This is a genomic window from Aliiglaciecola sp. 2_MG-2023 (assembly GCF_030548145.1).
Classification (GTDB): domain Bacteria; phylum Pseudomonadota; class Gammaproteobacteria; order Enterobacterales; family Alteromonadaceae; genus Aliiglaciecola; species Aliiglaciecola lipolytica_A.
Window position 1 is genome coordinate 1 of sequence record NZ_JAUORY010000014.1, and the last position, 20,071, is coordinate 20,071.

The 20,071-nt window shown below is 42.9% G+C and carries 14 protein-coding genes; 2 read left to right on the plus strand and 12 right to left on the minus strand.

The window, feature by feature from the left end; all coding sequences use genetic code 11:
• Window positions 1-428: 428 nt before the first annotated feature.
• Window positions 429-1,604 carry a thiolase family protein gene (locus tag Q4567_RS14205; protein ID WP_216047073.1) on the minus strand — a complete coding sequence of 392 codons (1,176 nt, stop codon included), beginning with the start codon at window positions 1,602-1,604 and terminating at the stop codon, window positions 429-431.
• A 267-nt stretch (window positions 1,605-1,871) separates the two neighbouring features.
• Between Q4567_RS14205 and Q4567_RS14210 the strand changes: the two genes are divergently transcribed.
• Entirely contained in the window at window positions 1,872-2,546 is a 675-nt protein-coding gene (locus Q4567_RS14210; protein ID WP_216047074.1) for a nitroreductase family protein, read from the plus strand.
• Window positions 2,547-2,581: 35 nt separating this feature from the next.
• Window positions 2,582-3,049 carry a CreA family protein gene (locus Q4567_RS14215; protein WP_216047075.1) on the plus strand — a complete coding sequence of 156 codons (468 nt, stop codon included), beginning with the start codon at window positions 2,582-2,584 and terminating at the stop codon, window positions 3,047-3,049.
• A 107-nt stretch (window positions 3,050-3,156) separates the two neighbouring features.
• Here the strand turns inward: Q4567_RS14215 and Q4567_RS14220 are convergent, their stop codons facing one another.
• Genes Q4567_RS14220 through Q4567_RS14270 form a run of 11 tightly spaced genes read right to left on the minus strand, consistent with a single transcriptional unit; the run spans window position 3,157 to window position 20,055 of the window.
• A complete protein-coding gene (locus Q4567_RS14220) occupies window positions 3,157-5,460 on the minus strand; it encodes a DnaJ C-terminal domain-containing protein (RefSeq protein ID WP_216047076.1) in 2,304 nt (767 codons plus the stop codon).
• Window positions 5,460-5,792 (minus strand): hypothetical protein, encoded by a 333-nt coding sequence (locus tag Q4567_RS14225; RefSeq protein ID WP_303500822.1) that lies wholly within the window; start codon window positions 5,790-5,792, stop codon window positions 5,460-5,462. The genes Q4567_RS14220 and Q4567_RS14225 overlap by 1 nt, the downstream gene beginning before the upstream one ends.
• Before the next feature lie 56 nt (window positions 5,793-5,848).
• Complete coding sequence (locus Q4567_RS14230; protein ID WP_303500823.1) at window positions 5,849-8,308, minus strand: protein kinase; 2,460 nt, start codon at window positions 8,306-8,308, stop codon at window positions 5,849-5,851.
• Window positions 8,309-8,363: 55 nt separating this feature from the next.
• The gene (locus Q4567_RS14235; RefSeq protein WP_303500824.1) at window positions 8,364-10,661 is read right to left on the minus strand and encodes a serine/threonine-protein kinase; all 2,298 of its coding nucleotides are present in this window, start codon (window positions 10,659-10,661) and stop codon (window positions 8,364-8,366) included.
• Between the two features lie 47 nt (window positions 10,662-10,708).
• The gene (locus Q4567_RS14240; protein ID WP_303500825.1) at window positions 10,709-13,264 is read right to left on the minus strand and encodes a M4 family metallopeptidase; all 2,556 of its coding nucleotides are present in this window, start codon (window positions 13,262-13,264) and stop codon (window positions 10,709-10,711) included.
• Between the two features lie 12 nt (window positions 13,265-13,276).
• Window positions 13,277-15,157 (minus strand): PP2C family serine/threonine-protein phosphatase, encoded by a 1,881-nt coding sequence (locus Q4567_RS14245; protein ID WP_216047081.1) that lies wholly within the window; start codon window positions 15,155-15,157, stop codon window positions 13,277-13,279.
• Window positions 15,158-15,180: 23 nt separating this feature from the next.
• A complete protein-coding gene (locus tag Q4567_RS14250) occupies window positions 15,181-16,068 on the minus strand; it encodes a serine/threonine-protein kinase (RefSeq protein WP_216047082.1) in 888 nt (295 codons plus the stop codon).
• 15 nt (window positions 16,069-16,083) lie between these two features.
• Window positions 16,084-16,905 (minus strand): vWA domain-containing protein, encoded by an 822-nt coding sequence (locus Q4567_RS14255; RefSeq protein WP_303500826.1) that lies wholly within the window; start codon window positions 16,903-16,905, stop codon window positions 16,084-16,086.
• A gap of 60 nt (window positions 16,906-16,965) precedes the next feature.
• On the minus strand, window positions 16,966-18,486 hold the full coding sequence (locus tag Q4567_RS14260; protein ID WP_303500827.1) for an FHA domain-containing protein: 1,521 nt from the start codon (window positions 18,484-18,486) through the stop codon (window positions 16,966-16,968).
• Window positions 18,487-18,505: 19 nt separating this feature from the next.
• Window positions 18,506-19,279 carry a PP2C family serine/threonine-protein phosphatase gene (locus tag Q4567_RS14265; protein ID WP_216047085.1) on the minus strand — a complete coding sequence of 258 codons (774 nt, stop codon included), beginning with the start codon at window positions 19,277-19,279 and terminating at the stop codon, window positions 18,506-18,508.
• Between the two features lie 2 nt (window positions 19,280-19,281).
• A complete protein-coding gene (locus Q4567_RS14270) occupies window positions 19,282-20,055 on the minus strand; it encodes an FHA domain-containing protein (protein WP_216047086.1) in 774 nt (257 codons plus the stop codon).
• Window positions 20,056-20,071: the final 16 nt, after the last annotated feature.

A 20,071-nucleotide genomic window follows, 5' to 3' on the forward strand; every position in this document is an offset into this window, starting at 1 on the left:
ATCTAAGCGGGGCTAAAGCCCCCACCTACAACCCAACCCTGTAGCATGGCCTTTAGGCCATGGAATTAGCCCGTGGATTTAGCCCGTGGAATTAGCTAACCTATCTAAGCGGGCCTAAAGCGCCCGCCTACATCCCTATCCTGTAGCATGGCCTTTAGGCCATGGATTTAGGTCACGGAGATAACCCATGAATTTAGCTGGCCTATCTAAGCGGGGCTAAAGCCCCCACCTACAACCCAACCCTGTAGCATGGCCTTTAGGCCATGGAATTAGCCCGTGGAATTAGCCCGTGGATTTAGCTGGCCTATCTAAGCGGGCCTAAAGCACCCACCTACAACCCAACCCTGTAGCATGGCCTTTAGGCCATGGAATTAGCCCGTGGAATTAGCTAACCTATCTAAGCGGGCCTAAAGCGCCCGCCTACAGGACTAACACATTTCAACCGCGATAGCGGTAGCTTCACCACCACCAATACATAGCGAGGCAACACCTTTTTTTAGACCTTTGTTTTGTAAAGCATGTAGGAGGGTAACGATAAGTCGAGCACCAGACGCGCCAATTGGATGGCCTAAAGCACAAGCGCCGCCGTTAATATTTACTTTGTTGCTGTCTAAACCCAGTTTAGTAATGGCTAACATGGTCACCATGGCAAAAGCTTCGTTGATTTCAAACAAATCAACATCCTCTTTGTCCCAACCAGTTTTAGCAAACAATTTTTCCATTGCACCAACTGGGGCGACCGTAAAGTCTTCAGGTTTAATGGAGTTGGTTGAGTGACCTACAATTTTAGCTAAAGGCGTTAATCCAAGTTCTTGTGCTTTAGCTTCTTTCATAATCAATAATGCAGCAGCACCATCAGAGATCGAGCTAGAATTAGCTGCAGTTACAGTGCCGTCTTTTTTAAATGCAGGGCGCAGTTTAGGAATTTTATCCGGCATTGCATTACCTGGTCCTTCATCTGTGTCTACAACCACTTCTCCTTTACGAGTTTTAATCGTTAGTGGAGTAATTTCATTTTTAAACGCGCCACTTTCTATTGCATTCGACGCTTTGGTTAGAGAAGACAGAGCAAAGTCATCCATTTGTTCACGGGTGATAGACTCTGCGTCAGCAGTATCTTGAGCGAAACACCCCATTGCCTTTCCATCATACGCATTTTCGAGACCATCCATCATCATGTGATCGATGACTTGGCCGTGTCCCATTCGATAACCGCCGCGGGCTTTAGGCAAAATGTAAGGTGCATTACTCATGCTTTCCATACCGCCGGCAATAACCACTTGCGCAGATCCGGCAGTGACAAGATCGTTTGCCAACATAACCGCTTTCATGCCAGAGCCACAGACTTTATTGATCGTCAACGCTCCAGTGCTTAATGGTAATCCAGCTTTTAATGTCGCTTGTCGAGCAGGCGCTTGACCTAAACCAGCAGGTAGTACACAACCCATGATGACTTCGTCGATGATATTTTTATCTACATCACCCAAAACAGCTTTAACCGCTGTGGCACCTAATTCGGTTGCATCTACGGCTGATAAACTACCCATAAAGCCGCCCATCGCGGTGCGTTTAGCAGATACAATAACAATAGAATCATTACTCATTTTTATAACCTCTTATGCTGAATTAGCAGCTCAAAACGTCCTGAGAACAAGACTTTTGATGTCTGCCAATTGTTTGCCTTCAAAATTGTAGAAGCAAACTAGAGCAATATTATGCAGAGATCAATGATCATTGTCATATTAGAGAGTATAACTTTGGTACTATTTCACTTACTGCAACACAGAGTAAATTTGCTGTCTTAATTGATATCTAGATATACTCATTGCTTGAAGAAAGGACCTATTAAGTTTAAGCAAAACTGGATATCGATGAAACAACATGATGCAACACCATTAACTGATTATATTGAATACTCTGTCGACGAGATGCAAAAACGCGCGCAAGACTTCTACGAAAATATCAAACGCCGTCATAGTGTTCGCCAATTTAGTGATCGTAGCGTACCGCAATCGATTATAGAAAATTGCATAAAAGCAGCAGGCACAGCACCAAGTGGTGCCAATCATCAACCTTGGCATTTTGTGGCAATACATTCATCCGAAGTAAAAAAACAAGTTAGAGAGCAAGCCGAGCAGCATGAGCAAGGATTTTATGCTGGACGTGCAGGTGAAGAATGGCTTGATGCTCTTAAACCTTTGGGAACGGATGCGCAAAAACCCTATTTAGAGCACGCTCCTTGGTTAATCGCCGTATTTAGTCAGAAAAAAGGCGGTGTGGTGACAGGAGAAAAACACACTAATTATTATGTTCATGAATCTGTAGGTATCGCGACAGGTATGTTAATTACCGCTTTGCATCATGCAGGCTTAGTTACCTTAACCCATACACCTAAACCCATGTCATTTTTATCAAAAATTTGCAACCGACCAGACGATGAGCGACCTTACATGTTATTAATAGCAGGTTACCCAGACACCGATGCCACTGTGCCTAAACATGCACAGAGCAAAAAAGCGTTATCAGAGATCTGCACATTTTTATAACGATGCAAATTCAAGTACCTATAAGGACTAACAGAATGAAAAAATTGATTATCGTGCTACTCGCAACAGTGAGTATATCCGCATGTAGTGACAATGAAGTGGGCGATGTATCTTTAGGTGTATTTACCACAAAAGACATTAAATTAGATGCCTTACAAGATCCCATCGTAACCGGAGTGACTTGTCATATTTCAAGTATCGAAGCTAATTTGGATTTATCGGATCCCTCCGATAGTTCAATTGCTTGCCGTCAAACCGGAGAGATTACCGCGCAGATGATTAATCAAATTGATAAGTCTGATTCCGGTGAAGTGGTGTTTAAAAAATCGAAAAGCATCTTTTTCAAAAATATGAAAGTGAGACGGATTTTTGACCCAAAATCACAAACCCTGATGTATCTTTCATATTCAACTAAAGAAACCTCTGGCAGTTATAAACACAGTTTGTCTACGGTGCCTTTGTGGGGCACCGCAGCCTATCCTAAAAAACTAACTGTTAACTAACAAACAAATATCAACGTTCAGTTAGTTAAGGTTATCCCCCCAATTATTGAATAGCTCAATGATTGGGGGGTCACGTCATTGAGCTTTTGTCTTAACTCAGTGAAATGCTAATTCATCATCACAGAAATTAAGGTTTTCACGCTCAATACAAACAGTACCCAAGCTAAGATTCGCCAAAAAATGCCAGCCTTAGTGTATGTTTTGTTGTCTGTTGACTTTTCAGCGACTTGTTCGGTTGTATGACTATTTGCTGATTTTGTACTTTGAGACTGGATGGTTTGTAAATTTACATGATTTTCGCTGCTCAAACGCAGTGGTTTCCCGTCTAAGCTTTTCACCTTCATCAAAATGTCGCTACCTTGGCAATACACAGACACTTCAATTTTGGGAATCCCCTTTGTAGCTGGCGAAATATCACTGATATCAAAGGAACCTAAGAACACAGATTTACTCAATTTGTTGCTATTTCCCCGGTATAGATTAAGAGAAATTAGCTGCTGATTATCTTCTGAGGTAGAAAAAGTCTGCGATACAGGATTAGCTAAATTAGTGCCTTTAGTTACCAGAGGAGTCAAGGTGCTTCCCAAGGTTTCTATACCAATATTTTGTTGGGCGATCCCGTTAGTAATCGCTGGACTATTCTTTTCTAGTACGATAACAACTGCACCATCTTCGGTAACTGTCGTTTCGGTAGTTCCCGTGTCTGATGGCTCTAAGCTGAGGAAGAGGCTACCACGCAGCCGCGTTTCCGCGCCGAATGGCAGTCCGATTCCATTTAAGCGAATAGCTTGTCCGTTTTTATAGCCCTCGGGGACTTTTAATTTAAACTGTCGATCAAGGGCGGTAAAAGGTATTTGATTGCCGGCGATGAGTTGATCCTCAGACACCCTAATAGAGGCATGCAAATCTTGCCCTTGAATAGTAAATACCGAGTGAGGCTGGATCGCTATTACGATATATAAATCACCAGCGGTTCCAGCAAAGCTGGTCACATTGCCTTCACCCTTTAAACGAATGCGATCGGCGGTCATCACGCCTTGCGGAATTTTGACTCGCAATGCTTGATTCTGGGCGACTAAGCCTTTTCCTTTACAGACCGAACAAGAGGAGTTAACAGCTCCTTTGGCAACACAGGTTTGGCAAGATACGATTTTACTGAAATTGATATCTACGGTATTTTCCTGAACGGAATCTTCCAACGTGTACGCTAAAGTATGATTAATATCTTTGCCAGCAAGATCGCCGGCACCTTCATCACCTTGAGCTGTGTGCTTAGTTGAACGTCGTTTTGGGTCGTCCTGACCAGCGATTTCAAGCTTCCAGCCATTACGCGTCGCCTCTGCCACTACGTATTTACGCACGGCCGATTCGTCGGCGCCTAAGCTGATGCCTTTACTAACCAGCATCGCCATTTCTGTCTCACTAACCACACCATCAGAACCAGCTAATTCAAGCATATCATCCAATAATGAAAGCGGGTTTTGCTGCTGTGCCGCTTCACTTCCATCAATTTCAACACTGGCTAACAAACGCGCCTTAACTTCTAACATTGTTTGCGGACGTTCTAAGGGCTTAAATTTCAAACAGTCATCAATTAGGGTTAACAACTGAGTTGAATAGCCTAAATCGGTAAAACTGGTTGCAGATTTCAACGGATCTTCTCGGCCACTCACTATGGCCAATATGCGACTTTCAGCTTTGATACCTGCGGTACCCGAAACGATACGATACATTAGTGCACCAAAAGCATGAATATCCACTGTGGGCTTAGCTTCACCAGTGCCTTCAATCTGCTCCATAGGTGCATAAAAGTCTGAGTAAGGAGCTTGCGACTGAGATGCCAACGCAAAATTCTGTTTGGCCGCGCCAAAATCAATTAACACAGGTGAACCATCGGAACGACGGATAAACACATTCGCAGGTTTAATGTCGCGATGTAATACACCTTGCTGATGTACGTAAGCTAAACCATCGGCCATAGGTAATAAAAAATGCAGCAATTGCTCTTGTGAATACCGTTGACCTTGGGCTTCCAAACTGGTGATCAATTCATCTAGCGCTAACCCGTCTTCAAAATCCATCACCAAATAAGCAGTCCCATTGGCGGTAAACAGATCTCGACAACGCACAACATTTTGGTGCCGCAGCTTCACTAATGTGCGACCCTCTTCCATAAATCGACGCAAACAATCACTGTACACATCTTGTTTCAAAGTCCCATGGGGCACCACTGTTGTGCCCTGCCGACTTGCAAGTTCTACCGGTAAAAACTCTTTAATGACCACTTCTTCATTTAAATGGGCATGATGAGCTTTATACACCACGCCAAACCCACCTTGGCCAAGTACCGACTCAATAACATAGTGATTTAACGGGGTGCCTTGAGGCAGCGCTAAAATATTCTCATCCATCAATTATTATACCTTAACGTTCCGTTCTTCATTATATATTCCTGTTCGCGCAATCGTACTCTCGATAAAATCCCTCTGCCGCTTAAGGCATCTTTTGCGGAGGGATTTCCAGCTCGCGCCGCTTTTTTATGCCATTCCACGGCTTTATTGTAGCTAGCACTCATTTTACTGGAACATGCAAAAGGCAAGGACTCTTTAATCACCACCATTTGGCGCAGCAAAGCATGCTGTGCTTTGTACACAACGCCAAAACCACCCTGTCCCAACACAGATTCAATCACATAATGATTAAGCTCTGTCCCTGTAGGTAAAGCAAATACATTATCAGTCATTTAGCTATAAACAGCCCTTGGAATTATTACTATTTTTAATATTCAACATAATGGCTTTACCAAGTATATCCCTTGTCGGTTAACCTTTTTTGGGAATCCTCGTGGCCTTGCTTGGCTGCTTTTTTATACCATTCGATAGCCGTCGATAACGAGGTATTTACACCGCGACCAAACTCATAACTAAGACCTAAATCGTATTGTCCCCATTGATTGCCTTGTTCAGCTGCCTTGCGATACCAATAAACAGCATCGGTATTTGATACCGGGACGCCATCCCCTCTTTCGTATTGCAAACCTAAACTAACTTGTGCGCTGGCATTCCCTAGGTCTGCTGCTTTTCGATACCATTTAATCGCCTCAGTATGGGATTGTGTCACGCCTTTACCATCTCGATACAGATTACCTAAGTTATGCAGTGCGGGTGAGTGATCATGCTCCGCTGATTTACGCAACCAATAGAGTGCATTGGAGTAAGATTGCTTCACTCCATCCCCATCTCTGTATAATATTCCAAGGTTATTCTGTCCGTATTTACTGCCTAAATTAGCGGCTTTTGCGTACCATTTTGCAGCTTCAGTTAAAGACTTACTAACGCCATAGCCGTTTTCGTACATATAACCTAAGTTATTCGCAGAATTTGCGTGATCTTGGTCGGCCGAACGTTTATACCAATACACAGATTGCTCGTACGAAACAGGAATATCAGAGTCATTACCAGTACGATAATTGTTACCTAAAACAAATTGCTTCTCAGCATCTGCGGGGTTCAATCCTTCATTTGTCAATTTCCGTAAAGCTGCTTCAGCCAAAGATCGATAAATTCCAGATGGGTATGTGTTTAGATATCCATCATAATCCATCGCTGTATTAGCTTCTTTAGCCTTGTTCCAAGCGGTTTTATCGGCCGATTCGCTTTGACGTTGTTTCGCCACTCTTTCAAATTGGTCAATACGATTTTGAGCAGATGTGCGGTAGCGTCCTTCAGTTTGCACATCAAGATAATGTTGATAGGAGGAACGGGAGTTTAGTTTTACCGCTGCCGACCATGCTTGATCGTCCTCTTCCTTTTTCTGCTGTTCGGCTTGTTGTTTTGCTAATATTTCAGCTTGCTGCTGTCTTTGATTATCGAGCTCACGTTGTTTTTGCTTTAAATAACGCTCTTGTTTAGCTAATTCTTGCTGCTTTTCTTCATAGAGTGAATAGCCATAGAAACTGCCACCTGAAACCAGAGCAAGTACAATAATCAAAGCCAACCATTTTAATCCTCCGGAAGATTCCACTTTTTCGTTGGCTGGCCAAACAGGATCTGCTGTTGGAGTCGGCTTAGGGGGAGCGGGTGCAGGCGGCGGAGGTGTTGGCGACGGCGTGGGAATTGGAGTAGCAGACGGTTGTTCCGTTGCTGTTTGCTCAACCCCGTTGGCAAATCGCCAACCGTGTTGCGTCGCTTTAGAGACTACATATTGTTGCGCCTCGACAGGATCAATGGTCAACATAACAGCCTTATCCAAGATCAGTTTCATTTCCGCTTCACTGATCTCACCATCGCTACCTGCAAGCGCAATTAAATCATCTAATTTTGCAAGCAAATTCAAAGGCTGGGCGCTATCGTCTTCGCTGTTATTAGCGCTTTTCAGTAATCGGTCTTTCACTTCTTGCATAGTTTGCGGACGATCATTTGCCCTAAACTGCAGACAATCATCTACAAGTTTGAGCAATGATTGACTAAACTCGCCTTTTTGCAGCTCAATCGCCGGAATTAAAGGATCGGGTTTTCCCATGGCAAACGCTAAAGTTCGACTTTCTGCTTTAGTTCCCTTTTCACCTGTTACAATACGATAAATCAAGGCGCCAAACGCATGGATGTCGATAGTAGGTTTGGCCTCACCACCGCCTTCAATTTGCTCCATAGGCGCATAAAATTCTGTGTATGGGGCTTGCGATTGCGAAGCTAAAGCAAAGTTTTGTTTGGCTGCACCGAAATCGATAAGAACTGGTGAACCGTCACTACGACGGATAAAAATGTTAGCAGGCTTAATATCGCGATGCAGCACACCTTGACTATGGATATAAGCCAGCCCATCAGCCAAGGGCAGCAAAAAATGCATCAATTGTTCTTGCGAATAATGCTGACCTTGGGACTCTAAGCTACTAATAAGTTCATCTAGCGCTAAACCATCTTCAAAGTCCATAACGAGATAAGCTGTACCATTGGACGTAAACAAATCACGGCAACGTACAACATTAGGATGGCGCAGTTTTACCAAAGTACGCCCCTCTTCCATGAAACGTCTTAAGCAATCTCCATATACATCTTGTTTCGAAGTGCCATGGGGCGTCACAGTTTCCCCTTGGCGACTAGCTAGCTCAACAGGCAGAAATTCTTTAATCACAACTTGCTCGTTTAAATGGGCGTGGTGAGCTTTATACACCACACCAAATCCACCTTGACCAAGCACTGATTCAATAACGTAGTGATTAATTTCAGTTCCGATAGGTAGCGCTAGTATATTTTCCATTTCAACACTCTTTTTCTAATTATTATTGCATTCACAACTAATTATTTCTGCCGCGTTACCAAGTTAGATTTCTGTTTTCTAACTCTTTTTGGGCTTTTTCATACCCTTGTTTGGCCGATAATCGATACCATTTTATCGCTTCAGATTCGGATTGAGGGACAGCATCACCATTTTCATACATGATCGCCACATTGTACTGCCCGACTCTGTTATTTTGATCCGCTGCCAATCGATAATATTTTAACGCTTCAGAATAAGATTGGGTTACACCATGGCCTTTGTAATATTGGTAACCATAGCTAACGTATGCAGAAGCTAATTCTTTTTCGACCGCTTTTTTGAACCATTTGTTAGCTTCTTGATGTGACTGAGTTACCCCAATACCATCTCTATACATTGCCCCTAAATTATTTGCCCCATAGGCATTCCCAAGCTCAGCACTTTTACGGAAAAACTTTACTGCTTCAGAATAAGACTGCTCAACACCTTGGCCTAACTTATACAGAAGCCCAGCATTATTCATCGCCCCAGTTTCGCCCTGATCCGCAGCTTTTTTATACCAGTATAATGCTTGTTCGTAAGACTGTTGGCGACCATCTTTACCGTAATCAAAGTTATAACCTAGGATAAATTGTTCATTAGAATCAGTAGGGTTCAATCCTTGCTTGGTTAATTCAGCTAAGGCATCTAATGCTTCTTGTCGATGGATTCGAATGGACCCTTTATCTAAATAACCTTGATAATGTAATGCAGAGTTGCCTTTTTTCGCTATCGCCCAGTCAGCTTCATCGCTTTTGATTCGAGCTTGCTGCTGTTCCTGTATGATTTTCAATTCGGCAATGGCGCTATTTGCGGCATTGCGATATTGACCAAATTGCTGGGTATCAAGATAGACCTGATAAGCCGCTGCGGTGTTGCTTGATTTCGCTTTGGCCCAAGCATTTTCATCTTCTGCCTTAAGCTTTAATGCAAGGCTTTCTTTTTGTTGTTGGTAGGACGCTGCTAATCGATTTCGTTCTTGTTCCTGTTGATAATCCACAATCGCTGGCAGAGCTACTAAAATGCCTACAAATACAAGACTCGCTAGAAGCTTGGCTTTAAAAGAGGATGTTTTTTTAGCTTTATTCTGCTCCTCTTGAAGAGCAACTTTGTTGGTTTTTTCAGGCTTTTTCTTGAACGGAGGCTCCGGCTTATCAGCGCTGCTTGTTGACGGTCTGCTGTCCTTCTCAGGAGCATTAGTCGTGCTATCGTCTATTTTCCAATGATTTGCTGCGGCTTTGGTTAATATATAACCTTTAGCTGCTTCGGCATCAATATTCAGTGTTTTAGCTTTACTCAGAATTAATCGCATTGCACTTTCCGAGATAATGCCATCACTACCGGCCATATCGATTAAATCATTGAGTAAATGAAACGGCTGAGGAGCAGGATCCGAGATAACCTCAATAAATGGCTCAGCAATAAGCTGTAACCTTTGTTTTACCTCAGCCATTGTCTGAGGCCGATCTTCGGCCTTAAACTTTAAACAATCATCAATCAGGGTTAGAAAAGATTCAGAATAATCCGCTTTGGCCAAACTCGCGGCTGGGGCAAGAGGATCATCTTTGCCTATCACCATGGCCAGCGCACGACTCTCGGCCTTAACCCCAACAGTGCCGGTTACGATACGATACATAAGTGCACCAAACGCATAAATATCAATGGTTGCTTTGGCTTCTCCACCACCTTCAATTTGTTCCATTGGCGCATAAAACTCAGTATAAGGAGCCTGTGATTGAGATGCTAAAGCGAAATTCTGTTTTGCCGCGCCAAAGTCAATAAGTACAGGTAAACCTGTGCTGCGACGAATGAAAATATTAGCGGGCTTAATATCACGATGTAATACTCCTTGGCTGTGGATGTATGCTAATCCATCAGCTAGAGGTATTAAAAAATGCATCAACTGTTGTTCGGAATAATGCTGTCCTTGGGACTCTAGGCTACTAATAAGTTCATCTAAGGCTAAACCATCTTCGAAATCCATCACCAAGTAAGCCGTACCGTTGGCGGTGAAAAGATCTCTACAACGGACAACATTTTTATGCTTAAGTCGAACTAAGGTGGCGCCTTCTCGCATAAAACGATTTAAGCAATCAGCATACAGGTCATATTTAGAAGAACTATGGGGAGACACAGTTTGACCTTGACGACTCGCTAACTCGACCGGTAAAAACTCTTTAATTACCGCTTCATCATCTAGGTGAGCATGATGCGTTTTGTACACCACACCAAAACCGCCTTGGCCTAAAACAGATTCAATAATGTAATGATTTAGCTTTGTACCTTGCGGCAATGCTAATATATTTTCATCCACTATGTTTCCCCCCTAATGCCTTAACTTATCGATAATTTAAAAAATGACTAGAGCCTAATTTTGCCGTCATCCTGCTCAACACCCACTGCAATTTTGAAATCAGCTAAATACAACACTGCACCATTTACAAGTTCTTGCTCTGAAAACTTTTCCAGCTGTTCAGCCTGGTTGTTGTTTTTCAAAAATGATCCGTAAGAAGAATCTAAATCTTGAAAACACCATGTATCATTTTTAAAGGTAAATTTGCCATGAGTCCCTGAAACCGAGTCATGGGGAATAACCAGCTGACAAGCAGTATCTCGGCCAATTGTAACTCCCTCATCTGACATTTTTTCACTGTGAATTTGAAACCGACCTTTGTCGGTTTGCAAGGTTAAAGTGGACGAGATATTCGCAGTTTGTTTAGCGTTTTTGGCCGCCGATTGTTTGCTATCAGTAATATGACACGGCAAATCAGCAAGCAGAATTTCATCACCTATATTTAGCCGTACCGCTTGATGTTTAGTCACTTTTTCAGCGTTTACGAAGGTCCCGTAAGTTGAGCCTAAATCCTCTACATACAAGAACTTGTCGTGCAAAAACAAACGTATATGAAAACTAGAAACAGAAGGATACTGAATAGAAATAGTTGCCGAATCAGAACGGCCAACGGTGATTCCTTTGCCACACAAGGCTGCATTCGACAACGAGTAATATTTGTCATCAACCAATAAAAACCCATAATTACCGGTTAGCTCAGCATTCAATTTGCCAGCTTTTCCAGACTGACCTTTATCGCCGTTAGTGTCTAAATTTAGATTATAGGGAGCGAATTCCGAATTGTCCGCTTTACCTGGGCGAGATTTTTTGAGCATAAAAAACAAAACAACGAACAATAAAAATAAGCAAAGGACAGTTAACAACAGCACTTGGTTACTTATTTCGGCAGTAGACTCTGGCTTTGTATCCGGTTTTGGAATTGCATCGGGTTTAGGATCTGGCTTAGGGTCAGGTTTAGGATCTGGCTTGGGATCAGGTTTAGGATCTGGTTTAGGCGGTGGCTCGTTTTTAGTCCAACGACCTTTTACACCAATGGCGTCAAATGCCATGTGCACTGCTGTTCTTTCTTCACTGTATTTGCCAAAAATAATTTCAGCCGATTTAGCAAAGGCATAACGAGCATCTTGAAAATCCGAGGTTTGCGTTAAGATTTTTGTGGCACCATACTGCCAAATTAACAACGCTTTTTTCATCCCGATTTTAGGAACGTTGTCGCCCCCCAAACGCCGATGAGCTCCCCCTTCGGCGAGCAAATAAAAAGCATGGTTAATAATAGATGAATTAATATGAACGCCACCGTAATCCTTGCTGCCAGTGTAGCGTTCACTGAAATGATCAGGCATATCTTGAATTCGGGTTGGGTAGCTGAAATCACGTATTACTTGGTTACCTAGCCTTAACTTCCAATCAGAAGAGGCTGGTGAGTTTAACCGCTTGTTCTGCCAACTGACGAAACCTACGCCAATAGCGTCACCAATAGCTTCGTTTAATGCGCCCGACTCTTGCTGATAAATCAGCCCTGCCCCATAAGCCACAATACCGTGGGTGAGTTCGTGCATGATAACTTCAGGATTTTGTAATAAGGGAGCATGTATCTGCATTAAACCAAGTGAGTCACTCAGTTCAGTCCAAAATGCGTTAGTGGTATTGTTACCAGCACAACTCAGACTTTCTTCATAAAATTTATTACCAACAAAAGCCAAAACTTGCACATTGTCATGTCTATCGATGCCAGAATGGCCAAACAGAGTTGTTAAATAGGAATTAGCATCATCTAGCATAGCGGCTAATTTTCGCTCACTGGTAGAACTTGCCATAGACTGGGATTCAGCTGGTGGATAAGCCTGAATGTAGCCACTATCAGCCATTATCAATAGTTCAACTATGGTCGTTGGGCGGTCATAACCAACCACAGCGCACATTTCATCGACATCAATCAAACCATAACTAAAATCAAGGCGATTGGGGATTTCTTTAAGTACAGAACCGTTACTAGAAATAACCAAAGTATATAAATAGTCCAATTGATTTTTTTTGAATTTGCCACGCACTACGGCTGCTGCGAGCAGTTCTTTGGCAACTTTGAAATATACAGGTTCAACCTCAGGTTGGTCTTGGTATTCAATTTTTAACTCAGCTAAAGTGGCCGTTACCGTTTGTTGTAAACTCGCCATACTTGGCGCAGCGGGTGCAGGCAAATCAGTCGTCATTAAGTGAGCACTAACAGGTTGCCCTTGTGACAAAACCAATACTGACTGATGGGTAAATACATCAATATTATTTAGTTTCTGTTGAATCCGATAGATGCTGTAGCCGTTATCTTCTTGGGTACTTTGCAGTATTTGTATTTGCGCAGCATCAGACATCCCTAAAAGCGCTTTATTCTCACTCACCCAGCCATTCAGATCTTGCTCTGACTGAATAGGCGTATCAACAGGCTCAAATGAGGTTTCTAGACGAGGGGCTTGCAGCGCTGTGGCACTTCCCCTCCCAGTTTCTTCAAACTGCTGAGCCGCAATATTAGTGAAGCTAATGAAAACAGCGATTAAGGCAAAGTATTTCACCACTTATGATCCTTAACGACTAACATGTTTAGGTACTAGGCGCAGTGATTCACAGCTAGCATCAAGCAAAAATAAATCAAACGTTTGCCCAGTCTCTTGCAGGATAATGTCGGTTAACCAAAAATAGCCTGAACTGGCAGGGTCAATATAAAGTACGGCGTCAGATTTACCTTTTTCAATTGTTTTTGCTTGTTGACTTTGAGCACTTTGATATTGCTTAAAACAGGTTGCAAAATCATGGCTTGGAGAGTCTGGCACTTGTGATAAATTACTGACTTTGCCAGAAATCACCTCAATCCCTGAACTGGTTTTTTGGTAACGCAATAAAGCGCCATACACTGGTGTATCTTTGACCTTTAATTGAACTGTGATAATTTCAGTATATTGATCTTTCATCATATCCGTTTTGCTTAATTTACTGCCCTTTGACAAACTACCATCTTGGGTTAAACGATCTTCAAGTTTAGCAATGGGATCTTCACCAGCAGCAATGTCTAATTCTAAACTTGGCGCTGAATCTAAATTGGCGTTCAAATCTGCAGGCCCAGATACATTGCCTTGCTCATCAGAACTAGCCACTACCGCTACATCAACATTTTTCACATAATTTTTTACAGCCGAAGATGGTGGTGATTGCTCCATCGAATCAACACTTTTGTCAACCTCACTCACCGACTCTTCAACAGCTTGTTTCGCATCATCAATGGAGTCAGTTACCTCATTGGCGACCTGTGAACCAACTTGATCAAGGGATTTTTCAACATCCTCAAGCACTTGTTCAGCTTGGTTTTCAATTTCCTCTGTTTCTAAGTCGCTCGCAATCTTAGCATCACTATCAGTGCCTACTTCCTTGAGCATATCTTCATGCACTTGCGCATCATTAGGCGAAGGCTCAAACTCATCTTCGGTTAATATTTGCGGCTCATCGGTGCAACATGGTTCGATGGAGGTACGGTAGGTAAAGTAAAGCAACACTAACAACATTAAGGCCACAAGCGCCAAAGCGATCACTTTCCAATTAACGACTGTCTTTATCTCGTTTTCACTAGGCGTGACTGTCTTATTCGTCACTGACGTCGGTGCGGTGTTGGAAACTGAAGTTTGTTGTTGTATCTGTGCCGCTGTCGCTGCCTCAACCTTGTTTTCAGATGTCAGCACAGCGGTGCTTTTATCCAATTCACACAATACAACGGTGGTATTATCTTGACTAGGCTTAACTTGCAATGTGTCATCCATGCGGTTAGCGAATATGTAATCTCTATTGTCATTTTTGACTAACTCTAAGATTTCATCATTGTCGAAGATTTCCCAGAAACCGTCAGTACACAATACAAAGTACTCACCGTCATTTAGCTGCCAGTGAGTGATTTCACAATGGGCACTGTCACTACCATCAAGACAGTTCAAAAGTTGGGTTTGGCTTGGGTGTGTGGCTAATTCATCTTCGCGTATTTCACCCATCAAGAACTTTGCATAAGCAAGGGAATGATCTTTGGTTTGTTTTACTTTGCCATTTTGATCAAATTGGTAAATTCGCGAATCACCAGCATGGGCAGTGACTAATTCTCCATTGAATTGCAATAATGCTGTTAGCGTAGCAGCGGTTGAAATACCTTGCTCACAGGTTTGTTTAATCGCTGCATTACACTGCTCTGCAAAAGCATTTAGAAAATCTTCAGCATGCATAAAATTATCGCGAGTTTGCCAGAACTCGCCACTTTTATTAGCGATAATTTCAGCTGCCAACTCGCCTTGCTTAGTGCCTCCCACGCCGTCCGCTACAACGATGAATATATCGTTATTCTGGTCACTCAAATGATAAGCATATCGGTCTTGATTGTAATCTCTGCCCGCTTGTTCAGATTTTTCAAAAATAATACGGTTATTAGACATTTATAATTCCCTTCCACGCGCTCTTATAATGGCAACGCTGCTTTAAATTCACTGATATCCTGATACCGGTGTTCAGGTTGCAGTTGAGTGGCATAAAATAATGCATTAGCAACAGTATCGCCGCAGCTATGAGACACCTGTTCCAACAACATTAAAATAGGGTCGCTGCCATCGCTGTTTGATTGCGTATATCGGTCAAACGCTTTAATCGGCCGTTGCCCTGTTAAAAGTTCAATTATCATCACCCCTAAAGCGTGGATATCAGTCCAAGGACCTATAGGGAAAACATTATATTCTTGTTCCAATGCAGCATACGACTGAGTATTTTGGGCTTGTTGACTCACGTAGCCACCCGCTACTTTTACCGCCCCAAAATCGATTAAAATAGGATGCAGCACTGCACCTGAACGTAAAAACACGTTACTGGCTTTAACGTCTCTGTGTACTAAGTTTTGTTGGTGTAAATAATCCAGCCCTGCTAATACGCCAGGTAATACTGCACTAATTTGTTGCCACGAAAACGGCTGGTTATGAATTTCAACTTGTTGCACATAACTTTCCCATAAGGTATTACCGATCTCTTGATGCATAACCATATAGGCAGTACCCGCTTCGTAAAAACAATCGTATACATAAACAATGTTATCGTGATCTAAGGTGAGTAAAGTTTCACATTCATTTTTGAACTGCTGCAATGCTGTTTCATAAACTTGGGTCAAATCCGCCATGAAGGGTTTGACCATGCCGTCAACACGGTGAGCAATTTGATTCGGCAAATACTCTTTAATAACCACTCGATATTCAAGGGAAGCATGTTGGGCAAGATAAACAACACCGAAGCCGCCGCTACCCAGCACCTTTTCAATAACATATCGATGTATTCGATCGCCGGGTTGAAGTTCTCGTTCCACAATACTGTTCTTAACTTACTTGGGCATGAGCGCAATTAACAACGCTGCGGTTAACGACCCGTTGGAAATATCTAAATAATTACCCAAGCCAGCTTTTGCCAATCCTTGATAAAATTCTTTTTCGTGTTTTTCATCGCCAGAGTAACGCACAGATACGCTGTATTTTTCATTGGCGAAGCGTTGAACTTTGGTCATTAATGGTCGAGCTTCACCAGAGTGCGCTTCATCATCAGTAATGATAAAAATCACTCTACGTTGCGCCTCTGATCGCCATTTGGTGTCCAGCGCAGCTTCAAATCCTGCGTAAACCGATTCACCATTATCACCAGGGTTGAATCCTCTACCAATACCCAAGTTAAGATTGACTTGTTCTAAATAAGATTTTAAAACGGCGATATCTTTGGTGAGGGTAAGAGGGAATTCAGACACAGGCCGATCAAAGTTTTTATCTCCAAAGGCAACGATGCGCATGGCCGCTGAGTCAGATAACATTTCGATAATCCGTGCAATATTGCCAATTTCAGCACGTAAACCATTGATTTCTTGCCCCATACTGCCAGTCACATCTAATACCACCACTAAATCAAGGGTTTGCATTTTTTGGAACCCCGATGGCGTGGGTTTAGGCACTGGAACTGGATCAGGTTTTGGCACACTAGGCGGTGGACACACCTTCACTTCTGGACACGTTTGCGGCGCAGGTGCGGGAATTTTCGATACATTGCCAAAAAAAGGAAGTGAAATGACAGCGAGTAAAATAAACGCGCCCATTCCTGAAGCAAACAAATCTAAAGCTGACATGCTAAAGATATTGATTTCCCTACTTTTGAGCTTCATCTGTCGATTTCCCTTTTGATTACATCACCGGCAATGACTAACATTGCCGGTTAGGCAAATTTAAAGCACTGTGACTTTAAACGATATAGTGCTTAAGCGAAGAACCATGTCATTGCTCAATTCCATCGGTTGACCTGGGATAAGCTGGACTTCATTTAACCAACTGCCGTTTTGACTTCCCATATCTTCCACATAGATTTTATTTTCGTGCAATCGAATCATTAGATGCTTTCTGGAAATCTCGCTCTCTCCCAAAACATAATCTACTTGAGCACTTTCACGACCTATGATTTGACCTTCACTTTGCGCTAATGCTTTACCATTTATTTTAATTCTTACGGTGTCACCTTTGGTAGTCGAACCATCTAATAAGATATCGTTGAAGGACTTCTCCATTGCTGCGATTTTACCCGCTAGATTATCTTTTTCCTGAGCAAGGCCACTGGCTTCTTTAACTTTATTTTGAAGTTCGTCTGTTTGCGCTTGCATCGCTTCTTTTCGCTTACGCATAAGAATGACGAACAGCAACAACATAACCAATAGCAAAACGCCACCACCTAATAAAATGTAGGTTTTTTGCTGTTCAGACTTAGCCTGCTTTTGCGCTTCTAATTCGGCGGCTTGCTCTGCTTTGGCCTTAGCTTCTTCGAGCGCTAAACGTTCCTCTTCCGCTTTTTTGATAGCGTCTTCGGTTTTCTTTTGTTTTTCTAAATTTTCTGCAGCAATTTTAGCGGCTTCATCTTTCGCTTCTTGCAACAACCTGTCAGCTTCTTCTTTGGCTTTTTGCGCTTTCTTTTGAGCTTCTTCTAATTTGGTTTTCGCAGCCAAATCTGCATCTTCTTTGGCCTTTTTAGCAAGTTCAGCGAGTTTGCTTGCCTCTTCAGCGTCTTTTGCGGCTTGTTCTGCTTTGGCTTTTGCTTGCTCTACATCCGAAAGACAGACTTCATCAGCAACGCTAAAGGTAATATTATTTTCACTTAGAAAAGACTTTAGTGTTTGTGTAGATAATGCATAAGCGATGTTTTCTGGCGCTTTCATACCCGCAAAAATGGCCGTTTCAAAAACACTTACACCTACCAATTGTTTACAGTTATTCAGTAAAGGCGCTGCCCACTGTCCTTCTTGGTAGAGCGCAGTGTGAACATAAATATCGCCTTCGGAGAGATCTTTTACAGGCTCTAATCGCTGAACGATGGAAGGGGTTTCTTCAGAGTCGGTTTTTAAGATCAATTGTTCACCGACAGTTTGTGCCTCTTTTGCTAACAAAACAGGGTCACCAGTTACATTGCTTGCGGACAAAACCGCAAGGCGCTTGTCTTCGTCTTGGACTATCACTGTAGCCAGTATTTTAGCTGCTGGTGTCACTGAGTTATCGACAATAAAAAGTGATTTAGCACCATCTATCACCTCTGCATCAGTGACAAACTGGTTATCATTCACTTTAGTCGCTATCGCCGTTTGGGTTTTACCGTTTTTACGCTCAATTTGAACTTGATAAGCGTACGTTTCCGCCGTGGCGGAAAATATCGTCGAACTAAAAACCAGTGCCAGTAGTGCTATCAATCTAGGTGACAAAAACATGCCGATTTCCTTACGTCTATTATTCTGTTAATTCTTCCGAGTCAGTTTCCTGAGAAACTTTTAATACCATTACCGTTGCATTATCTTGATAATCTTGATCAAGACTATCCACATATCCCACAATATGTTCCGCCAATATTTGCGGATCAGATTGATTAAATCGATGACACATAGTGGCAATATCCTGTTCAGGAATACTCTCTATCCCATCACTGGCTAAAAGCACAATGTCGCCGACTTGCAGTTCAATGCTATTGATGTCCACCATGTCGACGTCATAACCCATCACCGCAGAAGTTAATTGATTGCGCTGGGGATGAACGGCAACGTCTTCGGCGGTCATCACGCCTTCTTCAACCAACTGCATTAATTCAGATTTTTTTGAATGGTCTTGATTTATGCGTTGCAGGGAATTGCCTCGACACAGCCATAAAGGGCTATCTCCAACACTCAGATAATCCAAATGTTCGCCTGTAAATGCCGCCGCGATTAGCGTCCCGCCCATGCCGTTGCATTCAGGATTTTCGATGATATATTCAGCTAAATGTTGATTTGTGGCGTTTAAACTTAGTTGCAAACGCGCGTCCATGTGCTCTTCTTCACTACTGCAAAAAGCGTCATTAAAGGCTCGTAAAATTTCCTGACTGGCAACTTCACCATGAACCGCACCGCCCATACCATCAGATAAAACAGTTAATGCAAACCCGTTGGGCCAAACCAATTTGGTAACACCATCTTGCTGATAGTCTCGCTTTCCGACGGTTTGAGCCCATCCTACGGAGATTTGTAGCATCATTATTCCCAATTAAAATTTTGGTCGCAAAACGCTACAAACCTTAAGGTCGTGGCGCCGACTTTTAATAGGCTTCCTGTCTGCAATACAGTCTGGCCTGCGACAATTTGTCCATTCACTCGATTCAAGCTCGAGCCATTACCGGGAGCCACTATAAACTCGCGATTTTCATCGTCATATATAACTAATAACTGCTGTTTAGAAGTAATAGAAGTGTCACCAAAGTTTAACGTAATGCGCTCAGTGGGTGAGCGAGATATGGCACTTTGGCCTGGGCCTACGACCACACTTTTACCTTTACCTGGACCATCAACCACTACCAACCAGCCGCATACAAAAGATTCAGCACTGGCCTGCGAAGCATTGCCACCGACACTTGCCCCTGCGCTGGCTCCCCCAAAGTTAATTGAGGTTTTAGGTTCCTCTACCACAGGTCTAGAAGCCGCTTGTTGTCCGCCTGGCGGAATAGCGTTTTCCGGCGAATTTCCAGCGGCGTTATCTTCCCCTGGCATATTAGGTGGTCGTGTAGGCGGTTCAGGTGGAACCGCCACTCCGCCTGGACGCATCGCAGGACCAGAGGATTTCATATGATTAAATAAATCGACATTGGGCGGTTGTGTCGCCCCTTCTTTTGGCTTACTGGCTTGGCCACCAAACTGACCTTGCGGCGGTTTAGTGCCGCCATCAGGTCCCGATTGGGTTGGTTTATTATCATTTTTAACAAAGCTTGATTCGATTTCGATTGGTTTCCCATCTGGACCACGTCTAAAGCTCATGGTTTTCACTCCTTAA